Here is a 17,607-nt window from a genome sequence, read left to right as displayed (position 1 = left end):
TCAGGGTTTCCTGAACGTGAACGAATCGGTGAAGTTTGCGCCGCCGGCGCCCACAAACGCGGCCATCAGGGAGTCCTCGGTCACCTCGATCTCCACGAACCCGTGCGCGGGCTCGGCGTTTGCGCCGGAGTAGGCGGCGAAGTAGGGCGCCTCGGCGTCGGAACCGTTGATGTCGCGCAGCGGTTGCCCACCGGTGCCGACCGTCGCGAAGACCGTGCCGGCACCGGACTCAAAGTCCGCGTCGGTGTCGGAGATGCAGGCATTATCGCTGTGCGCGGGCAGCAGCGACGGGCAGTCCGGCCCCAGGGCGAGTTGGTGTGTCCGCTGGTAGAGGTGTTCGTGGCCGTGCAGCACCAGGTCCACTTTTTTGTCCAGCAGCAGATCCGTCACGGCTGAACCGGGATCGCACTCGTAGGCGCCCGCCGAGTGGCAGGGCTTGTGGGAACCGACCACAACCCACGGGATGTCCGCGGCGCGGGCCGAGTCTATGGCGGCGGCCGTCCACCGGTAATGGTCGGTGCCGGGAAGGTAGTCCCAGCGGCCGGATTCCGGAAACTCCAGGCCCGGCGAAATCAGTATCAGCCGCAGCAGGGGGTCCCGCTGGGGGATATCCACGAACCATTGGCGCCCATAGGCGCCGTGGACACCGGGTAGGCGGGGAGGAAGGCAGCGGGCGAATTCGTCGATCGAACCGTTCCGGCCGTCGCTTTCGTGGTTTCCGGCGACCAGCAGCAGGGGAATATCCGGCCCCAGGTGGTTGGTGACGAAACTGCACCACCCCGATTCCGTGCCGGGAAGGCCGTAGGACAGGTCGCCGAGCGCCAGGCCGAACCGGGAGCCGCTTTCCGCCATCGCTTCCAGCACCTGCGCGGCACCTTCGTCGAAGCCGAAGTCCCCGGCCGCCGCGAATTTCACGCTTTCCGCGGAGTTGCCGGCTGTCCGGGGCGCGGCGGCGGCCGGGTCGGAGGCAGGTGGTGACGCAACCGGCGGTGCGGCCGGCGCGCGAGAGGTCACGGAAGTAGGGCCCGCCGAGGCGTGCGGCGCCGGGGCGGGCGAGCCTTGCCCCGGACTGCTGCAGCAGGGCAGCAGCAGGGCGGTGAGGGCGATGGCAGCCAGCCGAGCCGGACGCATGGGGACCTCCTCGCCGCGAAGGACTTCGGCAGCCGGCAGGAAGCCTGGCGGCCCGGCCTGGGCCCGAGCGCGTGCCACATTCTAGGTGCCCGGTGTCAGACGGTCAACGATAAAGCGGCACGGGCAGTGAGCCGAAACGATCAAGTCCGTGGTCCCCCCGCTGTCCCTGCGGATCGCCAAGCCCAAGACCGGGCGCCGGGAAGCCGGAGGCTGTCGCCGTGGGATGGTCCCTCGGCATTTCCTGGCGAATCCCGACCCTTCTGCGCCGGTAGACTGAAAAGGAAAAGCATTCCATCCGCGTAGGAGACTCATGTCTGAGATCAATCGTGCGGCGGTGGCGCATTTGGCGCGGCTGGCCCACATTGAGATGACCGCCGAAGAACTGGACAAGATGGCCGGCGAACTCGACGTCATTGTCGATTCGATCAAGTCCGTCCAGGAAGTTGCCAGCCCCGACGTTCCGGCGACCTCGCACCCGATCCCGCTGAACAATGTGTTCCGCGAGGACGTGGTGGGGGAGACGCTGAGCCAGGAACTTGCCCTGGCGAACGCACCGGACCAGGCCGACGGCCGGTTCAAAGTTCCGGCGATCCTGGACGAGGAGTAAGACGCACCCATGAGCGAACTGATTACCCACAGCGCGGCCAAGCTGGCCGAGATGCTGACCGCTTCGGAGGTGTCCTCGGTGGAGGTCACCCAGGCGCATTTGGACCGCATCGCCGAGGTCGACGGCGACCTCAACGCGTTCCTGCACGTGAACACCGACGAGGCGCTCGCGGTGGCGGCGGACGTGGACAAAGCCCGCGCGGCCGGCGAAGAGCTGCATGCCCTGGCGGGCGTCCCGATAGCGATCAAGGACCTGATCGTCACCGTGGGCCAGCCCACCACGGCCGGCTCGAGGATCCTTGAGGGCTGGATGAGCCCGTACGACGCCACCGTGGTCAAGAAGATCCGGGCGGCGCGCATGCCGATGCTGGGCAAGACCAACTTGGACGAATTCGCCATGGGTTCCTCCAGCGAGCACTCCGCCTACGGTCCCACCCGAAACCCGTGGGACCTGGACCGGATCCCCGGCGGCTCCGGCGGCGGCTCTGCGGCAGCCGTGTCCGCTTTCGAAGCACCGCTGGCGCTGGGCACCGACACCGGCGGGTCCATCCGCCAGCCGGCCGCAGTGACCGGTTCGGTGGGTGTCAAGCCGACCTATGGCGGAGTTTCCCGCTACGGCGCCATTGCGATGGCGTCTTCGTTGGACCAGATCGGTCCGGTGACGCGCACGGTCCTGGACGCCGCGCTGCTGCATGAGGTCATCGGCGGACACGACCCGGCCGACTCCACCTCGCTGACCGACCCGGTGGGTGCGCTGGTCGAGGCCGCCCGGAACGCCGACGTGCGGGGCATGCGCATCGGCGTGATCAAGGAGCTGCAGGGCGAAGGCTACGCGGCCGGCGTGCAGGCCCGCTTCGACGAGGCCCTGGAACTGCTGCGCGGGGCCGGCGCCGAGGTGCTGGAGGTCTCCTGCCCGAACTTCAAGTACGCGCTGGGCGCCTACTACCTGATCATGCCCTCGGAGGTTTCCTCCAACTTGGCCAAGTTCGACGGCGTCCGCTACGGACATCGCGTGCTGCCGGCCGAGGGCCCGATGACGATCGAGCGGGTGATGGGTGCCACCCGTGCCGCCGGCTTCGGCGACGAGGTCAAGCGCCGCATCATCCTGGGCACCTACGCCCTGTCCGCCGGCTACTACGACGCCTACTACGGTTCGGCGCAGAAGGTCCGCACGCTGGTTCAGCGCGACTTTGCCGCGGCGTTTGAGACCGTCGACGTGCTGGTCTCTCCCACGGCGCCGACGGCCGCGTTCAAGCTGGGCGAGAAGCTGGACGACCCGATGGCCATGTACCTCAACGACGTGGCCACCATTCCGGCCAACCTCGCCGGAGTGCCTGGCATATCGGTGCCGGGCGGCCTGACCGACGGGCTTCCGGTGGGGATCCAGTTCCTGGCCCCCGCCCGTGAAGACGCCCGCTTGTACCGCGCCGGCGCCGGTCTTGAAAACCTGCTGGAAGCCCAGTGGGGCGGCCCGCTGCTGGCTCAGGCTCCTGTCCTCGGAGGTGTGAAGTAAATGGCTGCAACAGAAGAGTTGGTCTCCTTCGAAGAGGCGATGGCGAAGTATGACCCGGTCCTCGGGTTTGAGGTCCACGTTGAGCTGAACACGAAGACCAAAATGTTCTCCGCCGCCCCGAACGCGTTCGGCGATGTGCCGAATACGAACGTGTCGCCGGTGGACCTGGGCCTGCCCGGCGTCCTGCCGGTGGTGAACAAGTCGGCGGTGGAGTACTCGATCCTGATTGGGCTCGCGCTCAACTGCAAGATCGCCGAATCCTGCTTCTTCGCCCGGAAGAATTACTTCTACCCGGACACCCCGAAGAATTTCCAGACCTCCCAGTACGAAGACCCGATCTGCTACGACGGCTACCTGGACATCGAGCTGGAAGACGGCGAAGTGTTCCGGGTGGAGATCGAACGCGCGCACATGGAGGAGGACGCGGGCAAGCTCACCCACATGGGCGGCGCCACCGGCCGGATCCAAGGCGCTGAGTACTCGCTGGTGGACTACAACCGCGCCGGCGTTCCGCTGGTGGAGATCGTCACCAAGCCTATTGTCGGAGCCGGCTCCCGTGCTCCGGAACTGGCCCGTGCCTACGTGGCCGCCGTCCGCGAGATCGTCAAGAACCTGGGCGTCTCCGACGCGCGGATGGAACGCGGCAACGTCCGCTGCGACGCGAACGTGTCCCTGATGCCCAAGGGCTCGGAGCAGTTTGGCACCCGCTCCGAGACCAAGAACGTGAACTCGCTGCGTGCGGTGGAACGTGCCGTCCGCTTCGAAATCCAGCGCCACGCGGCGGTCCTGGACGCCGGCCGGAAGGTGGTCCAGGAAACCCGCCACTGGCACGAGGACACCCGCTCCACGACCGCGGGCCGGCCCAAGTCCGACGCCGATGACTACCGCTACTTCCCGGAACCGGACCTGGTCCCGGTGGTCACCACCGAAGAGTGGATCGAAGAACTGCGTTCGCGGCTGCCCGAACCGCCGGCCGAACGGCACAAGCGGCTGAAGGCCGAGTGGGGCTATTCCGACGCCGAATTCCGCGACGTGGTCAACGCCGGCGTGATGGAGTCGATCGAGGAAACCATTGCCGCCGGAGCCTCCGCCGCCGTGGCCCGCAAGTGGTGGATGGGTGAAATCTCCCGTCGCGCCAAGGAAGCCGAACTCGAACCTTCGGAACTGGGCGTGAGCCCGCTGACCGTGGTCGAGCTGGACCGTCTGGTGCAGGCCGGCAAGATCAACGACAAGCTGGCCCGCCAAGTGCTCGACGGCGTGCTCGCCGGGGAGGGCACACCCGAAGAGGTCGTGGAGAAGCGCGGCCTGGCCGTGGTGTCGGACGATTCCGCCCTGCTGGAAGCCATCGATGCTGCGCTGGCAGCCCAGCCAGAGGTGGCCGAGAAGATCCGCGGCGGCAAGGTCCAGGCCGCCGGCGCCATCGTGGGCGGGGTCATGAAGGCCACCCGCGGGCAGGCCGACGCCGGCCGGGTCCGCGAGCTGATCTTTGAACGCCTCGGCGTTCAGGGTTAGCCGGTGGAGTTCATGATGAACGGTGATGGGTCGCGCCGTGCCGGTGCCGATATCGGCCCGCTTCCGCGGCGTCCGGCCCGCCCGGGTACGCGCGCGTCCGCCAACGCCGACATCGGGCCGGTTCCGCTGGCCTAGCGGACCCGGGCCGACATCGGGCCGGTTCCGCTGGACTACCGGACCGGGTACGACAGCCTTCGCCGCCGGCGGGGCCACGCCCGCCGATTAAGGGGAGCACGGAAACAGATGGCTTCGATGCCTGCTGCCGAAATCGACATCAGTAACGACCTGGTGCAGCGGTTGCTCTCGGACCAGTTCCCGGACCTCGCCCGGCTGCCGCTGGTGCGGGTGGCCAACGGGTGGGACAACGTGACGTTCAAACTCGGAGCCGATTTGGCCGTCCGGCTGCCGCGCCGGACCGCGGCAGGGGATCTGGTGCTGCATGAACAGCAGTGGCTCCCGTCCCTGGCCCGGGAGCTGCCCCTCGCCGTGCCGGCCCCGACGCGCCGCGGCAGCCCGACGTCGTACTATCCCTGGTCCTGGTCGGTAGTGCCGTGGCTGGAGGGCCGGGCTGCCTGGCGCCTCCAGCCGGAGGAACGGCGATCGCTGGCCCCGGGGCTGGCGGCGTTCGTGGCCGCGCTGCACGTGCCCGCCCCGGCGGGCGCCCCGGTGAATCCGGTGCGCGGCGTGCCGCTGTCCTCCCGCAACGCCGCCGTGCAGCAGCGCCTGGCTTCCGGGGCCATTCCGGAGGCAGAACGTGTCATGGCGCTGTGGCGCCAGCTGTCCGCCGTGCCCGCGTGGGAGGGACCGGCACTGTGGCTGCACGGCGACCTCCACCCGGGGAACCTGGTGGTGAACGGAAACCGGTTGGCGGCCGTCATCGACTTCGGCGACATCGCCGCGGGCGATCCGGCCACCGATCTGGCCGCCGCCTGGCTGGTGTTTGACGCCCCGGGGCGCCGCGAGTTTATTGCGGCCGTCGAAGCGCGCACCGACGTTTCCCCGGACACCTGGCAGCGCGCCCGCGGCTGGGCGTTGAACATCGCGACGGTGCTGCTGACCTCCTCGGATGACAACCGGTTGTTGCGCGGCGTGGCGGAGCGGGCGCTGGCCGAAGTCCTGTCCGGGAGCTAGCCGCCGCGCCGCTGCCGCAGTAGCATGGCCGGACTACTGCCCAGTCCACGGGAGGAGCGGCGATGCCCGGCCCCACAGGACTGCAGCTGCATGCAACGGTGCTGGGAGCGCCGGATCCGTTGGCCTTGGCTCAGTTTTACGGTCGGCTGCTGGGCTGGGACATCCGCACCAACGAGCCAGACTGGGTGACGCTGGCCAATCCGGGCGGTGGGCCGGGGCTGTCCTTCCAGCTGGAGGAGGACTACCGCCGGCCGGTCTGGCCCGAAGAACCCGGCGAACAGCAAATGCTGATGCATTTGGACATCGTCGTCGAGAACCTGGCCGCCGCCTGCTCTCATGCCGAGTCGGTAGGGGCTGAACGTGCCGGATACCAACCGCAGGACGACGTCCGGGTGTACTTCGATCCAGCGGGGCACCCGTTCTGCCTCTTCGAACGCTAGCCGCGCGGGGGATCAAGGGTCCCCGCCACTGCTCCGGTCCCCGCCCCCGGGTTTGGTCCCCGCTCCTGCTCCGGTCCCCGCCCCTGCTCCGGTTCGGGCCCGCGCTCCGGTCCGGGCGCCTGCTCCGCCTAATAAGCGGAGCAGGGGCCCAAACCGGAGCGTCAGGGAGATCGGCACCCGGCCCCGACCGCCCCCTCAGGCCGGCTGCCCGCTCCCGTCGAACAGCCGGGAGCGGATCAGGAAGCGTTTGCCCTCCGGCGCCTCCACCGAGAACCCGCTGCCGCGCCCGTCCACCACGTCCACGGTCAGATGCGTGTGTTTCCAGTACGCGAACTGCTCCCGCGACATCCAGAAGTCCAGGCTCCCGCGGCCGGGAAGGTCGAACGTGCCCAGCAGCACGTCCGCATCGCCGGTAAGGAATTCACCGGCCGGATAGCACATGGGGGAGGAACCGTCGCAGCAGCCGCCGGACTGATGGAACATCAGCGGCCCGTGGGTTTCCCACAGTCTTTGCAGCAGCCCGACCGCCGGTCCGGTGAGCGCCACCCGGGAAACATCCTCCCCGGGCAGCGCCACCGCGGCCTCGAGCGCCGCCTCGTGTTTCGCGGCGGGCGGGGTGGGTGACCCCTGCCCCTGCGGTGAAGCAGACGCCATGACGTGACCTGTCTTTAGAAGAAGCCGAGCTTGTTCTCGTTGTAGCTGACCAGCAGGTTCTTGGTCTGCTGGTAGTGGTCCAGCATCATCGCGTGGTTCTCGCGGCCGATGCCCGACGACTTGTAGCCGCCGAACGCCGCTCCCGCCGGGTAGGCGTGGTAGTTGTTCACCCACACCCGGCCCGCCTGGATTTCGCGCCCTGCCCGGTAGGCCACGTTCCCGTTGCGGCTCCACACGCCGGCTCCCAGCCCGTAGAGCGTGTCGTTCGCAATCTGCAGGGCTTCCTGATAGTTCCCGAACCGGGTAACCGAGACGACCGGCCCGAAGATCTCTTCCTGGAAGATCCGCATGCTGTTGTCGCCCTCGAAGATGGTGGGCTTCACGTAGTAGCCGTCGGCGAGGTCCCCGTCCAGGATGTTCCGGCCGCCGCCGGTCAGGACCTTCGCGCCCTCCTGCTGGCCGATGTCCATGTAGGACAGGATCTTCTCCAGTTGGTCGTTGGAGGCCTGGGCGCCGACCTGGGTGTCCGTGTCGAGCGGGTTGCCCTGGATGATCGCCTCGGTCCGGGCCAGGGCATCGGCCATGAACGAGTCGTAGATCGACTCCTGCACCAGCGCCCGCGACGGGCAGGTGCAGACCTCGCCCTGGTTGAACGCGAACAGGGTGAAGCCCTCCAGCGCCTTGTCGTAGAACGCGTCGTTCTCGGCGGCGACATCCGAGAAGAAGATGTTCGGGCTCTTCCCGCCCAGCTCCAGCGTGACGGGAATCAGGTTCTGCGACGCGTACTGGCTGATCAGCCGGCCGGTGGTGGTCTCGCCGGTGAACGCGATCTTGCGGATCCGCGGACTGGACGCCAGCGGCTTGCCGGCCTCCACGCCGAAACCGTTGACCACGTTGACCACGCCCGCCGGCAGGATGTCCGCGATCAGCTCCATCAGCACCAGGATGGACGCCGGTGTCTGCTCCGCAGGCTTAAGAACGACGGCGTTGCCCGCCGCAAGCGCGGGAGCCAGCTTCCACGTGGCCATCAGGATGGGGAAGTTCCAGGGGATGATCTGCCCGACCACACCCAGTGGCTCGTGGTAATGGTAGGCGGTGGTGTCGTCGTCCAGTTGGGACAGCCGGCCCTCCTGGGCCCGGATGGCCGAGGCGAAGTAGCGGAAGTGGTCGGCGGCCAGCGGGATGTCGGCGGCCAGGGTCTCGCGCACGGCCTTGCCGTTGTCCCAGGTCTCGGCCACGGCCAGCAGTTCCAGGTTCTCCTCGATCCGGTCCGCGATCCGGTTCAGCACTGCGGCCCGGTCCGCTACCGAGGTCTTGCCCCACGACGGTGCCGCCTTGTGGGCGGCGTCCAAGGCCAGTTCGATGTCCTCGGCGGTCCCGCGTGCCACTTCGCAGAACGTCTTGCCGGTCACGGGGGAGGGGTTCTCGAAGTATTGGTTCTTCACCGGGGCGACCCATTCGCCGCCGATCCAGTTCTCGTAGCGCTGCTTGAAGCTGACGGGTGATCCCTCGGTTCCGGGCTGGGCGTAAACAGTCATGGTCGACTCCTCTGGCTTCGGTGTCCGGACCCCCACGGCCCGGCAGACGGCACTGTCTGTGTCCCCAGAGCCTACGGAGGGCAACGTTGCAATCAGGTTGCAGGGGTTGCCCATGCTGCGGCTCCGGCCGCGGCACGGTTCAGAAGGGGCCGCCGGACCACCGGCTCCGCCTGCACCGGCTCCGCCTGCACCGGCTCCGGCCGCGGCACGGTTCAGAAGGGGCCGCCGGACCACCGGCTCCGCCTGCACCGGCGGCAGCGTTCCGAAGGTCCCGTCAGCCCCCGGCTTCCAACTGTTCCAGCACCGCGACGACCGCGGCCCGCTTGGGTGAGCGCGGCGGCAGGAGGCGCAGCGCCGCGCGCCAGGCCTCGGCGTCGTACTTTGCCTCGGGAAGCTGCAGGTACCGCAGGACTTCATCCGGCGAGGCACTGCTCAGCACTGCCTCGCGCAGGGTGGCGCTGACATGCCGGCGGAAACTGACGACGCCGGGCGCCTCCGACCGCGGAACGACCTGCCCGCGGTACAGTCCAAGCGCCTGCCGGTGTGCCCCGCGGGCCAGGCACCGGAGGACCTGCTGCGCATCGACGGCCACTTCCTGGGGGAGGCGGTAGGGCCGGGATGTGGGCACGGCGGCAGGGCTGATGCCGGCCAGCAGCTTGCGCAACCGCACCATCTCGGCGCGCAAGGTGGCGCCCTGGGCCCGCGGGTTGAGCTGGTCCGCCAGTTCCCCGGCCGTCAGGCCGGCGGGATGCAGGGCCAGCAGGGTGAGGATCTCCGTGTGCCGCTGCGACAACTCGATCCGCTGGCCGGCCAGTTCCAACAGTCCCTGATCGCGTCCCATGATGCGCAGACCGGCCTTCGGGCGGGTTCCGGATTCGCCCTCCGGACGGGCCGGCGTCCCCCGACGCCGCGTGATCGGGCCGGCAGGTGCTGACCGGCTCCGCGTCCCCGGGTCGTGCCGGGCGGCTGCCTGGAGGCGGAGAATGCGCAGCTCTGCCTCGGCCGCCGCTACCGCCGCCCGGACCAAGGACAGCGTGTGGGGCGCGGCCGCTTCCTCCCCGCCGGTCAGATCCACGACGCCGAGGACGGCGCCGGTTTCGGGATCTTTGATGGGGACGGCGGTGCAGTTCCATGAATGGACCGCCCGGCTGAAGTGCTCGGCACCGGCGATTTGGACTCCACGGCCCAACGCGAGCGACGTGCCGGGCGCGCTGGTGCCCACGGTCGCCTCCGACCAGTCGGTGCCGGGCATGAACATCATGCCTTCGGCGCGGTCTTTCAGGCGGGCCTCTCCGTCCACCCATAGCAGCCGCCCGTGCCGGTCTCCCACGGCCACCAGCATCCCCGCGTCGCGGCTGGGCTCCACCAGCAGCCGGCCAAAGACCGGCATGATGGCGGACAACGGATGGTTCCGGCGGAACTCGTCCAGCGCGTCCGCGGCCATGACCAGTGGAGCCAGCGCCCGATCCGGATCCGCCGCGTGCCGCAAGGACCGTTGCCAGGAGTCGCGCACCACCGCGCGCAGCCCCCTGATGCTCCCGGTCCCGGCGGACAGCTGCATCGGATCCAGCCGCTCGTGCGCGGCGTAGGCCTGGTCCTGCACGGGCCGGGATGCTGGCTGGGCTGGGTGCGGCACTGGAGAACCCCTTTTACCGGATCGCAGCCACGCACCTGTGGCCGGGGTCACAGTCTAGCCTGCGCTTCCGCGGCCTTTCCACAGGCTTTCACGGCACGCGGCTCCGGACCCGGTTTCCTGTTTCCCATGGGGTCGGCCTGCCCGGTTCGCAGTCGGTGACTCGAGGATGCCCTGCGGCCGCCGGTTGCGAGCAAAGCTACCCTGCCCTGACGCGACGGATACGGTGACGTGCTCCACTTCGCCAAGACAGTTACGTAGAGTTGGCCTAGTGATCCGGGCCACAGCCCGGGCGGCCGGACGCGCCGGCCCGTTTTAGCGAAAGGACACCGCGTGAAGGCGCTCTACAAGTCCGGCCCACAGGCCGGCTTCGAGCTGGTCGACCGTCCGGAACCGGAACCCGGCACCGGCGAGGTCAAGATCAAGGTCCACACCACGGGCATTTGCGGCACCGACCTGCATATCCAGGCCTGGGACGACTGGGCCGCCGGAGCGGTCCGGGCGCCGCTGATCCCCGGCCACGAGTTCTATGGCGAGGTCGTGGCCGCCGGCAGCGCCGTGCAGGACGTGCAGATCGGCGACCGGGTCTCGGGGGAGGGCCACATCGTCTGCGGGACCTGCCGGAACTGCCGCGCCGGCCGGCGGCAGATGTGCATCCGCACGGTCAGCGTCGGCGTGCAGCGCGACGGTGCCTTCGCAGAGTTCGTGGTGATCCCCGAAACCAATGTGTGGGTGCATACCGACCCGGCGGTCACGCCGGAACTGGGCGCGGTCTTCGATCCGTTCGGCAACGCCGTGCACACGGCACTGAGCTTTCCGCTGGTCGGCGAAGACGTCCTGATCACCGGCGCCGGGCCCATCGGGCTGATGGCCATAGCGGTGGTCCGGCACGCCGGCGCCCGCAAGATCGCCGTCACCGACGTGTCCGCCGAACGGTTGGAGCTGGCCAAGCAGATGGGCGCCGACCTGGTGGTGGACGTCAGCCACGCCCGGGTGGCGGACGCGCAACAGCAGCTGGAACTGGTCGAAGGCTTTGACATCGGGCTGGAGATGTCCGGCCGCGGCTCGGCGCTGCGGGCCATGATCGACAACATGACCCACGGCGGCCGGATTGCGCTGCTGGGGCTGCCGGCCGAAGACATCGCCATCGACTGGGCCAAGGTGGTCACCCATATGCTCACGCTCAAGGGCATCTACGGGCGCGAGATGTTCGAAACCTGGTACGCGATGAGCGCCATGCTCTCCTCCAGCCCGGCCCTGCATGCGGCGATTTCCTCCGTGATCACCGACGTGCTGCCGGCCGCCGAATGGGAGCGCGGGTTCGAGACGGCCCGGCAGGGGACAAGCGGCAAAGTGGTCCTGGACTGGACCCGGATCTAGGGAGGGCAAGCATGTACGGAACACTCAAGGACCAGCTGGCCTCGGAGCTGGAGGAGATCCGCGCCGCCGGACTGTTCAAGGCCGAACGGCGCATCACCACCCCGCAGTCCAGCCACATCTCCGCAGGCCCGGCGGACGGGTCGACCCGCGAGGTGCTGAACTTCTGCGCGAACAACTACCTGGGGTTGGCCGACCATCCGGACATCATCGCCACCGCGAAGGCCGCCATGGACGACCGCGGGTTCGGTATGGCCAGCGTGCGCTTTATCTGCGGCACGCAGGACCTCCACCTGCAGCTGGAACGGGAAGTGTCGCGCTTCCTGGGCACCGAGGACACCATCCTGTTCTCGTCCTGTTTCGACGCCAACGGAGGGGTCTTCGAATCGCTGTTCGGGCCGGAGGACGCCATCATCTCCGACGCGCTGAACCATGCCTCGATCATCGACGGCATCCGGCTGTCCAAGGCAGTGCGGTTCCGCTACGCCAATCGGGACATGGCCGAGCTGCAGGAGCGGCTGCAACAGGCTGCGGCGTTGAACGACGGCGCCGGCGCCCGGCGGACCGTCATCGTCACCGACGGCGTGTTCTCCATGGACGGTTACCTGGCCCCGCTGGAACGGATCTGCGAACTGGCCGAAGAATACGGGGCGCTGGTGATGGTCGACGACTCGCACGCCGTCGGCTTCATGGGGGCCAACGGTGCCGGCACCCCGGAGCACGCCGGGGTGGCCGACAGGGTGGACATCTACACCGGAACCTTCGGCAAGGCGCTCGGCGGTGCCTCCGGCGGTTACGTGTCCGGCCGCCGCGAAATTGTGACCGTGCTGCGGCAAAAGGCCCGGCCGTACCTGTTCTCCAACTCCGTAGCGCCGGCCATCGTGGCCGCCACTTTGAAGGCGCTGGAACTGGTGGGCGGTTCGGCCGACCTTCGGTCCCGGTTGCGGGACAACACCGCGTTGTTCCGCCGGCGGATGGCCGAGGAAGGGTTCGACCTGCTGGAAGGCGGGCACCCGATCGTCCCGGTGATGTTCCACGACGCGGTCCTCGCCGGGCGGGTGGCCGAGGCCATGCTCGCCCACGGCGTGTACGTCACCGCCTTCAGCTATCCGGTCGTGCCCAAGGGCGCGGCGCGGATCCGCGTGCAGCTCTCGGCGGCCCATAGCGCCGACGACGTCGAGGCCTGCGTGGCGGCTTTCGTCGCCTCCCGGCAGGCGGTCGGGGCGGCCTGACCGGGCGGGGCGTGGCGCCCTTGCCCGGCCCGCGGGGACTTGGCTACCGGGTCAGGCGGGCCCGGCCACGGAGCCCCGACTGCGGGCCCGGCTACCGAGCGCCGTCCTGCCTTCCCGGCTACCGGGCCCGGTCCGAGGTTTCGGCTTCGAAGGCGCGGTAGAAGCGCAGGCCGAGCTCGCGGGCGCCGGCGGCACTGTAATGGATCTGTTCGGCATCCTGGCTGGCGCCGGACGGGCCCGCCACGAACGCCGTCCGCAACCGCTGCGCCGCCACGGAGCGGTGTGCGGCCTCGATGCCGCGCCGCCGCCGGTCATCGGGCAGCCATTCGGGCACCATCCCGCCGATCAGGAACGGCGCCGGCCCCAGCGCGTCGCGGACCAGATCAATAATCTGCAGCAACTTGCGGCGGTACCAGCCTTCCGAGGCACCCAGCACTGCGTCGGACTCGCCCTGGTGCCACAGGACCGCCGCCAAACGGTTGCGCGGATTCAGCGAGAGCGCCTGCCGGGCGGCATCCAGCGCGCGGTGGCACAGGTTCGTTCGGGCAGTTTTGTTGTCCGGATCCCAGGAGTAGTCGGCGTTGCCGGTGATCGAGGTGCCGCCCAGGGCCGCGGGCACCAGCAACACCTTGCGGCCGGCCGGCTGGGCCAGCCACAGCTGCCGCGCGAATTCGAGGCCCGGTCCCACCGCGGGCCGGCCGTCTACCCACACGCTGGCGACATGGCAGAGCGGTTCGCTGGCCGTGATGACCCGGCCGGCGGACGGGCCGGAACCCGCCAGCTGGTCGATCCCGTCGAGCTCCACATCGATGGCCGGATCGAAAGGGAGGCCGCAGCCCTGCATGTTCGACTGGCCCAGCAGCAGGACGACGTCGTAACCGGCCTGGCGGGGATCGACGCGCCCGTTGGCAGCCGTATGGGCGGCAGCCGCGATTGTCGGGGCCAGCAGTTGCAGCAGCTCCCGGTGGGTGGCCGACGTCGGGTCCGCCACCAAGCGCGCAATCCGCTCGTCATCCGGTGCGGAATCCGGCCGGGTTGCTGCGGCCGCCCCGGCCGTGCCCAACGCCCCGGTCCCGATGCCGGCCGCCAGGACGGGGACCGTCTGCTGCAGCAGTCTGCGCCGGCTCGGCTGTCCCTCGGGCGTGTTGGCGGCCATGCAGCAGGTCCTCCCGGTGCCGGCCCCCAGAGTCCCTGCGCCGCATCCGGTCCGGCCTGCCGGACGCGGCGATTGTCGGCACCAGTCTATGCCGAACGCATCAGTTCAGTGCCGTGCCCGCCGCCTGTTCGACGGCGTCCACCAGCACGCCGCTGTCCACCAGCAGTCGGACCGCCTCGATTTCCGGCGAGAGATAGCGGTCGGTGCCTGGACCGGCGACGGTTTTGCGGATCTCCCGGCGCACAGCGGTGACGGCCGGGGCGCTGCGGGAGGTCTCCACGCCGCCGTCGCGCATGTCCAGGGCGCGGGCACTGGTGAGCAGTTCAATGGCCAGCACCCGGGTGAGCCCGTCCAGGGCGCGGCGCAGTTTCAGCCCCGCGGACCACCCCATGGACACATGGTCCTCCTGCATGGCCGAGGACGGGATGGAATCCACCGACGCCGGGTTGGCGAGCCGCTTGAGCTCGCTGACGATGCCGGCCTGGGTGTACTGGGCGATCATATGCCCGGAGTCCACCCCCGGATCATCGGCCAGGAAAGCATTCAGGCCGTGGCTGCGGGCGGTGTCCAGGAACCGGTCGGTCCGCCGTTCGCTCATCGAGGCAAGGTCGGCCACGGCGATGGCCAGGAAGTCCAGCGCGTAGCCGACCGGGGCGCCGTGGAAGTTGCCGTTGGACTCCACCCGGCCGTCCGGGGTGACCACGGGATTGTCGACGGCGGAGGCCAGCTCGTAGCCGGCCACCGATTCCACATGGGCAAGCGTGGCGCGCGCCGCGCCGTGCACCTGGGGTGCGCAGCGCAGGGAGTACGCATCCTGGACCCGGGTGAACCGGTGCTGCGCATCGGCTCCGGCTGACTTTTGCTCTGCGATCAGGACGGAACCGGCCAGGACGGTGCGCATGTTGGCCGCCGCAGCGATCTGGCCGGGGTGCGGCCGGAGCGCGTGCAGGTCCTCCGCCAGCACGGAGTCGGTGCCGAGCAAACCTTCGATGCTCATGGCCGCGGCGAGGTCGGCGGTCTTCAGCAGCCGGTGCAGGTCGGCCGACGCCATGATCAGCATGCCCAGCATGCCGTCGGTGCCGTTGATCAGTGCCAGCCCTTCCTTCTCCCGCAGCTCCACCGGCTCCAGGCCCGCGGCGGCCAGTGCGTCGGCGGCCGCCACCAGCTCGCCTTCCTGGGTGCGGACCTGGCCCTCACCCATCAGGGCGAGTGCGCAGTGGGCCAGCGGCGCGAGGTCCCCGGAACAGCCCAGGGAGCCGTATTCGCCGATCACCGGGGTGATGCCGGCGTTGAGGATGCCCGCGTAGGCCTGGGCCACCAGCGGGCGGACGCCGGTGCGGCCGGTGGCCATCGTCGCCAGCCGGTTGAGCATCAGCCCGCGCACCACCTCCCGGTCCACCTCGGCCCCGGAGGAGGCCGCGTGGCTGCGGATCAGGCTGCGCTGGAGCTGGGTGCGCAGCTGCACCGGGATCTGCTTGGTGGCCAGGGCGCCGAAGCCGGTGCTGACCCCGTAGTGCGGCACGTCGTCGTCCACCAGGGCCTCGATCACCTTGCGGGATTCGGCCATGGCCTGCAGGGATTCCTCGCTGAGTTCGACGGCGGCGCCGTGGCGGGCGACGGCGACGACGTCGGCGGGGGAGAGGGGTCCGACGGAGACGGAGACGGGGGCGGTCTGGAGCTGGGACATGGTGCCTTTCGGGTGCGGGTGCGGGTGAAGGTGGGAGTGGCGGGTATGGGAGGGGCGGGGATCAGTCCGCGATCAGTGCGTCATAGTCGGGCTCGTTCTTCAGCACGCCGTACTTGGTGGCCGCGGACCCCAGCTTTTGCAGGCCCTCCATGTTGACCTCCGGATACCAGCGGGAGATCACAATCTTCTCGGCCAATTCGGGCGTGACCTTGGCATAATCCTGGATGATCGTGCGCACCTCGTCCTCGTTCTCCGAGGCGAACTGGAAAGACTTCTCCAGCGCCCGGCGGAAGCGCTCCACGAGCTCGGGGTCCTCCTGCAGGGTTTGCTCGGAGGCGAAGTAGAAGGCCGAATCGAAGTCGTCGGCGAGGTCGGTCATCGGGCTGGCCACGATCTTTCCGCCGGCGTCCAGGATCTGCGTGCGGAACGGCTCCGTGGTCCAGGCCGCGTCCACGTCGCCGCGCTCCAGTGCCGCGGGCATGTTGGGGTACGGCATCTCGACGAAGTCGACGGCGTCCGGGTCGCCGCCGGCCTGCTCCACGGAGTTCCGGATGGTGACGTCGGCGAAGTTGTTCAGCGCGTTGACGGCGACGGTCTTGCCCACCAGGTCCGCGGCGCTCTCGATGCCGCTGTCCGGCATGGCCGCCACCTCGGTCCCATCCTTCCCGGGCTCATTGGTGGAGCTGGAGCCGTTGGAGACCACCGTGATCGGCAGCCCCTTGTCCCGCGCGATCAGCAGCGAGATGACGTTGGAGTAGCCGAACTGGTATTCGCCGGTCATGACCGCCGGAACGATGGCCGCCCCGCCCTGGGCCAGCTGGATGGACAGCTGGATGCCTTCCTCCTCGAAGTAGCCCTCCTGCATGCCCAGGTAAACCGGGGCCACGTCTGCGATCGGGATCAGGCCCAGGCTCACCTGGTCCAGGTTGGCGTCTGCCGGCGCCCCTGCGGTTTCCGTTCCGCCGCCGGTGGAGGACGGACTGCCGGAGCCGCACCCGGTCAGCAGGAGGGCGCCGGCCAGCACCGCGGCCGAGGCGGTGGCCAGCAGGGGGCGGCGGGGCGCGGTGGCCGCGGACATCAATGGGCGCATCAGGATCTCCTTGTTTCTGCCGGTACGCGGCATACCTGTTTCGATCAGTAAAACGAGCGTGGCTTGCTACCTGAAGCTACCCATCCGCGCTGCCGGGGTCAAGGGTTTTTTGCTAATTCCTTGCCGCTGCATGAAACTGATGTTTTACTGGCTGCAACATTGGATGGCTACCGAGGAGCAGGCATGGCGTCAGGAACGGCAGCGGATCCTACGACCAGGGCGGCGGACCGCACCCTGGCGCTGCTTCGCATCGTCTGCGAGCACGACGGCGTCAAGCTCGCCGATGCGGCCAAGGCGGTGGGCCTGTCGGCGTCGACCGCGCTGCGCCTGCTGCGCACGCTGGAAGCCAACGGGTTCGCAGCGAAACGCGACAACGCGCTCTACCGGCCGGGCTTCCGGATGGTGCAGCTGGGTGTCCAGGCGCTCAGCCACGAGTCGCTGGTGGATGCGGGCCGGGAGGTCCTGCGGAGCCTGGTGGACCAAACCGGGGAGTCGGCGTACCTGAGCGTGACCGCCGGCAACGACCACGGGCTGTACATAGCCATCGAAGAGGGCACCCATACCGTGCGCCACGTGAATTGGGTGGGCCGGACCTTCCCGATGGCGGGCAGCGCGGCCGGGGCGGCCCTCAGCGGACAGGTGGGCCGGGGCGGGTACACCGTGCAGGCGGACAGCGTGGAGGCCGACGTCACCGCCGTCGCGGCTCCCGTCTTCGCCGGCGACAAGGTGGTCGCCGCGGTGAGCATCGTCGCGCCCAGCTACCGCACGACGGCAGAGGCCGCCGAAAAATTCGGGCTGCTGCTGGCCGAACAAGCCGGCACGCTCTTCGCCGCGCCGGAGGGCTCGGCGGCCAATGGGACCGAAGAACATAACCAGAGAAGTACCTCCACGCCAGAAAGGGCATGAC

15 protein-coding genes are annotated in these 17,607 nt (G+C 69.2%); 8 read left to right on the top strand and 7 right to left on the bottom strand.

Translation table 11 applies throughout. The features are described from left to right. Nucleotides 1-1,131 (bottom strand): metallophosphoesterase, encoded by a 1,131-nt coding sequence (locus AC5RVG_RS13770; protein WP_494014257.1) that lies wholly within the window; start codon nt 1,129-1,131, stop codon nt 1-3. Nucleotides 1,132-1,441: 310 nt separating this feature from the next. Here AC5RVG_RS13770 and gatC point away from each other — a divergent pair, with 310 nt between their 5' ends. The 5 genes from gatC to AC5RVG_RS13745 all read left to right on the top strand — a co-directional run bounded on the left by gatC (nt 1,442) and on the right by AC5RVG_RS13745 (nt 6,333). Continuing rightward, on the top strand, nt 1,442-1,738 hold the full coding sequence (gene gatC / locus AC5RVG_RS13765) for an Asp-tRNA(Asn)/Glu-tRNA(Gln) amidotransferase subunit GatC (RefSeq protein ID WP_493977642.1): 297 nt from the start codon (nt 1,442-1,444) through the stop codon (nt 1,736-1,738). A 9-nt stretch (nt 1,739-1,747) separates the two neighbouring features. After that, nucleotides 1,748-3,250, top strand: a complete 1,503-nt coding sequence (gene gatA / locus AC5RVG_RS13760) for an Asp-tRNA(Asn)/Glu-tRNA(Gln) amidotransferase subunit GatA (protein ID WP_494014256.1) — start codon at nt 1,748-1,750, stop codon at nt 3,248-3,250. Further along, nucleotides 3,251-4,762, top strand: a complete 1,512-nt coding sequence (gene gatB, locus AC5RVG_RS13755) for an Asp-tRNA(Asn)/Glu-tRNA(Gln) amidotransferase subunit GatB (RefSeq protein WP_494002512.1) — start codon at nt 3,251-3,253, stop codon at nt 4,760-4,762. A gap of 243 nt (nt 4,763-5,005) precedes the next feature. Then, complete coding sequence (locus tag AC5RVG_RS13750) at nt 5,006-5,893, top strand: aminoglycoside phosphotransferase family protein (protein WP_494014255.1); 888 nt, start codon at nt 5,006-5,008, stop codon at nt 5,891-5,893. Between the two features lie 62 nt (nt 5,894-5,955). Further along, complete coding sequence (locus AC5RVG_RS13745; RefSeq protein ID WP_494014254.1) at nt 5,956-6,333, top strand: VOC family protein; 378 nt, start codon at nt 5,956-5,958, stop codon at nt 6,331-6,333. A gap of 195 nt (nt 6,334-6,528) precedes the next feature. On the opposite strand, the gene AC5RVG_RS13740 is transcribed toward AC5RVG_RS13745, so the two are convergent. From AC5RVG_RS13740 to AC5RVG_RS13730, 3 genes are all read right to left on the bottom strand, one after another. Then, the gene (locus AC5RVG_RS13740) at nt 6,529-6,987 is read right to left on the bottom strand and encodes a DUF779 domain-containing protein (RefSeq protein ID WP_494014253.1); all 459 of its coding nucleotides are present in this window, start codon (nt 6,985-6,987) and stop codon (nt 6,529-6,531) included. 14 nt (nt 6,988-7,001) lie between these two features. Then, on the bottom strand, nt 7,002-8,525 hold the full coding sequence (exaC, locus tag AC5RVG_RS13735; protein WP_494014252.1) for an acetaldehyde dehydrogenase ExaC: 1,524 nt from the start codon (nt 8,523-8,525) through the stop codon (nt 7,002-7,004). 274 nt (nt 8,526-8,799) lie between these two features. Next, complete coding sequence (locus tag AC5RVG_RS13730) at nt 8,800-10,128, bottom strand: GAF domain-containing protein (protein WP_494014251.1); 1,329 nt, start codon at nt 10,126-10,128, stop codon at nt 8,800-8,802. Between the two features lie 363 nt (nt 10,129-10,491). Here AC5RVG_RS13730 and tdh point away from each other — a divergent pair, with 363 nt between their 5' ends. After that, nucleotides 10,492-11,538, top strand: coding sequence for an L-threonine 3-dehydrogenase (gene tdh, locus AC5RVG_RS13725; protein WP_494014250.1), 1,047 nt, complete (start codon nt 10,492-10,494; stop codon nt 11,536-11,538). 11 nt (nt 11,539-11,549) lie between these two features. After that, nucleotides 11,550-12,767 (top strand): glycine C-acetyltransferase, encoded by a 1,218-nt coding sequence (locus AC5RVG_RS13720; protein WP_494014249.1) that lies wholly within the window; start codon nt 11,550-11,552, stop codon nt 12,765-12,767. Between the two features lie 118 nt (nt 12,768-12,885). Here AC5RVG_RS13720 and AC5RVG_RS13715 read toward each other — a convergent pair whose 3' ends face one another. The 3 genes from AC5RVG_RS13715 to AC5RVG_RS13705 form a co-directional block, all read right to left on the bottom strand. Next, entirely contained in the window at nt 12,886-13,923 is a 1,038-nt protein-coding gene (locus tag AC5RVG_RS13715; RefSeq protein WP_494014248.1) for a sialate O-acetylesterase, read from the bottom strand. Between the two features lie 100 nt (nt 13,924-14,023). After that, nucleotides 14,024-15,610 carry a histidine ammonia-lyase gene (hutH, locus tag AC5RVG_RS13710; protein WP_494014247.1) on the bottom strand — a complete coding sequence of 529 codons (1,587 nt, stop codon included), beginning with the start codon at nt 15,608-15,610 and terminating at the stop codon, nt 14,024-14,026. 61 nt (nt 15,611-15,671) lie between these two features. After that, a complete protein-coding gene (locus AC5RVG_RS13705; protein WP_494002502.1) occupies nt 15,672-16,700 on the bottom strand; it encodes an ABC transporter substrate-binding protein in 1,029 nt (342 codons plus the stop codon). Between the two features lie 183 nt (nt 16,701-16,883). Here AC5RVG_RS13705 and AC5RVG_RS13700 point away from each other — a divergent pair, with 183 nt between their 5' ends. Further along, nucleotides 16,884-17,606: an IclR family transcriptional regulator gene (locus AC5RVG_RS13700; RefSeq protein WP_494002501.1), complete on the top strand. Its 723-nt coding sequence runs from the start codon at nt 16,884-16,886 to the stop codon at nt 17,604-17,606. The last annotated feature ends 1 nt before the right edge of the window (nt 17,607 follow it).

The organism is Arthrobacter senegalensis, assembly GCF_059091765.1.
This window is presented reverse-complemented; position numbering and strand designations above follow the sequence as displayed.

Excerpts from the sequence above, each read along its gene's own strand:
- hutH (WP_494014247.1), bottom strand. The coding sequence starts at position 15,610 with ATGTCCCAGCTCCAGACCGCCCCCGTCTCCGTCTCCGTCGGACCCCTC.
- AC5RVG_RS13740 (WP_494014253.1), bottom strand. The coding sequence starts at position 6,987 with ATGGCGTCTGCTTCACCGCAGGGGCAGGGGTCACCCACCCCGCCCGCC.
- AC5RVG_RS13770 (WP_494014257.1), bottom strand. The coding sequence starts at position 1,131 with ATGCGTCCGGCTCGGCTGGCTGCCATCGCCCTCACCGCCCTGCTGCTG.
- AC5RVG_RS13720 (WP_494014249.1), top strand. The coding sequence starts at position 11,550 with ATGTACGGAACACTCAAGGACCAGCTGGCCTCGGAGCTGGAGGAGATC.
- AC5RVG_RS13715 (WP_494014248.1), bottom strand. The coding sequence starts at position 13,923 with ATGGCCGCCAACACGCCCGAGGGACAGCCGAGCCGGCGCAGACTGCTG.
- AC5RVG_RS13700 (WP_494002501.1), top strand. The coding sequence starts at position 16,884 with ATGGCGTCAGGAACGGCAGCGGATCCTACGACCAGGGCGGCGGACCGC.
- gatC (WP_493977642.1), top strand. The coding sequence starts at position 1,442 with ATGTCTGAGATCAATCGTGCGGCGGTGGCGCATTTGGCGCGGCTGGCC.
- gatB (WP_494002512.1), top strand. The coding sequence starts at position 3,251 with ATGGCTGCAACAGAAGAGTTGGTCTCCTTCGAAGAGGCGATGGCGAAG.
- AC5RVG_RS13705 (WP_494002502.1), bottom strand. The coding sequence starts at position 16,700 with ATGCGCCCATTGATGTCCGCGGCCACCGCGCCCCGCCGCCCCCTGCTG.
- AC5RVG_RS13745 (WP_494014254.1), top strand. The coding sequence starts at position 5,956 with ATGCCCGGCCCCACAGGACTGCAGCTGCATGCAACGGTGCTGGGAGCG.
- gatA (WP_494014256.1), top strand. The coding sequence starts at position 1,748 with ATGAGCGAACTGATTACCCACAGCGCGGCCAAGCTGGCCGAGATGCTG.
- AC5RVG_RS13750 (WP_494014255.1), top strand. The coding sequence starts at position 5,006 with ATGGCTTCGATGCCTGCTGCCGAAATCGACATCAGTAACGACCTGGTG.
- exaC (WP_494014252.1), bottom strand. The coding sequence starts at position 8,525 with ATGACTGTTTACGCCCAGCCCGGAACCGAGGGATCACCCGTCAGCTTC.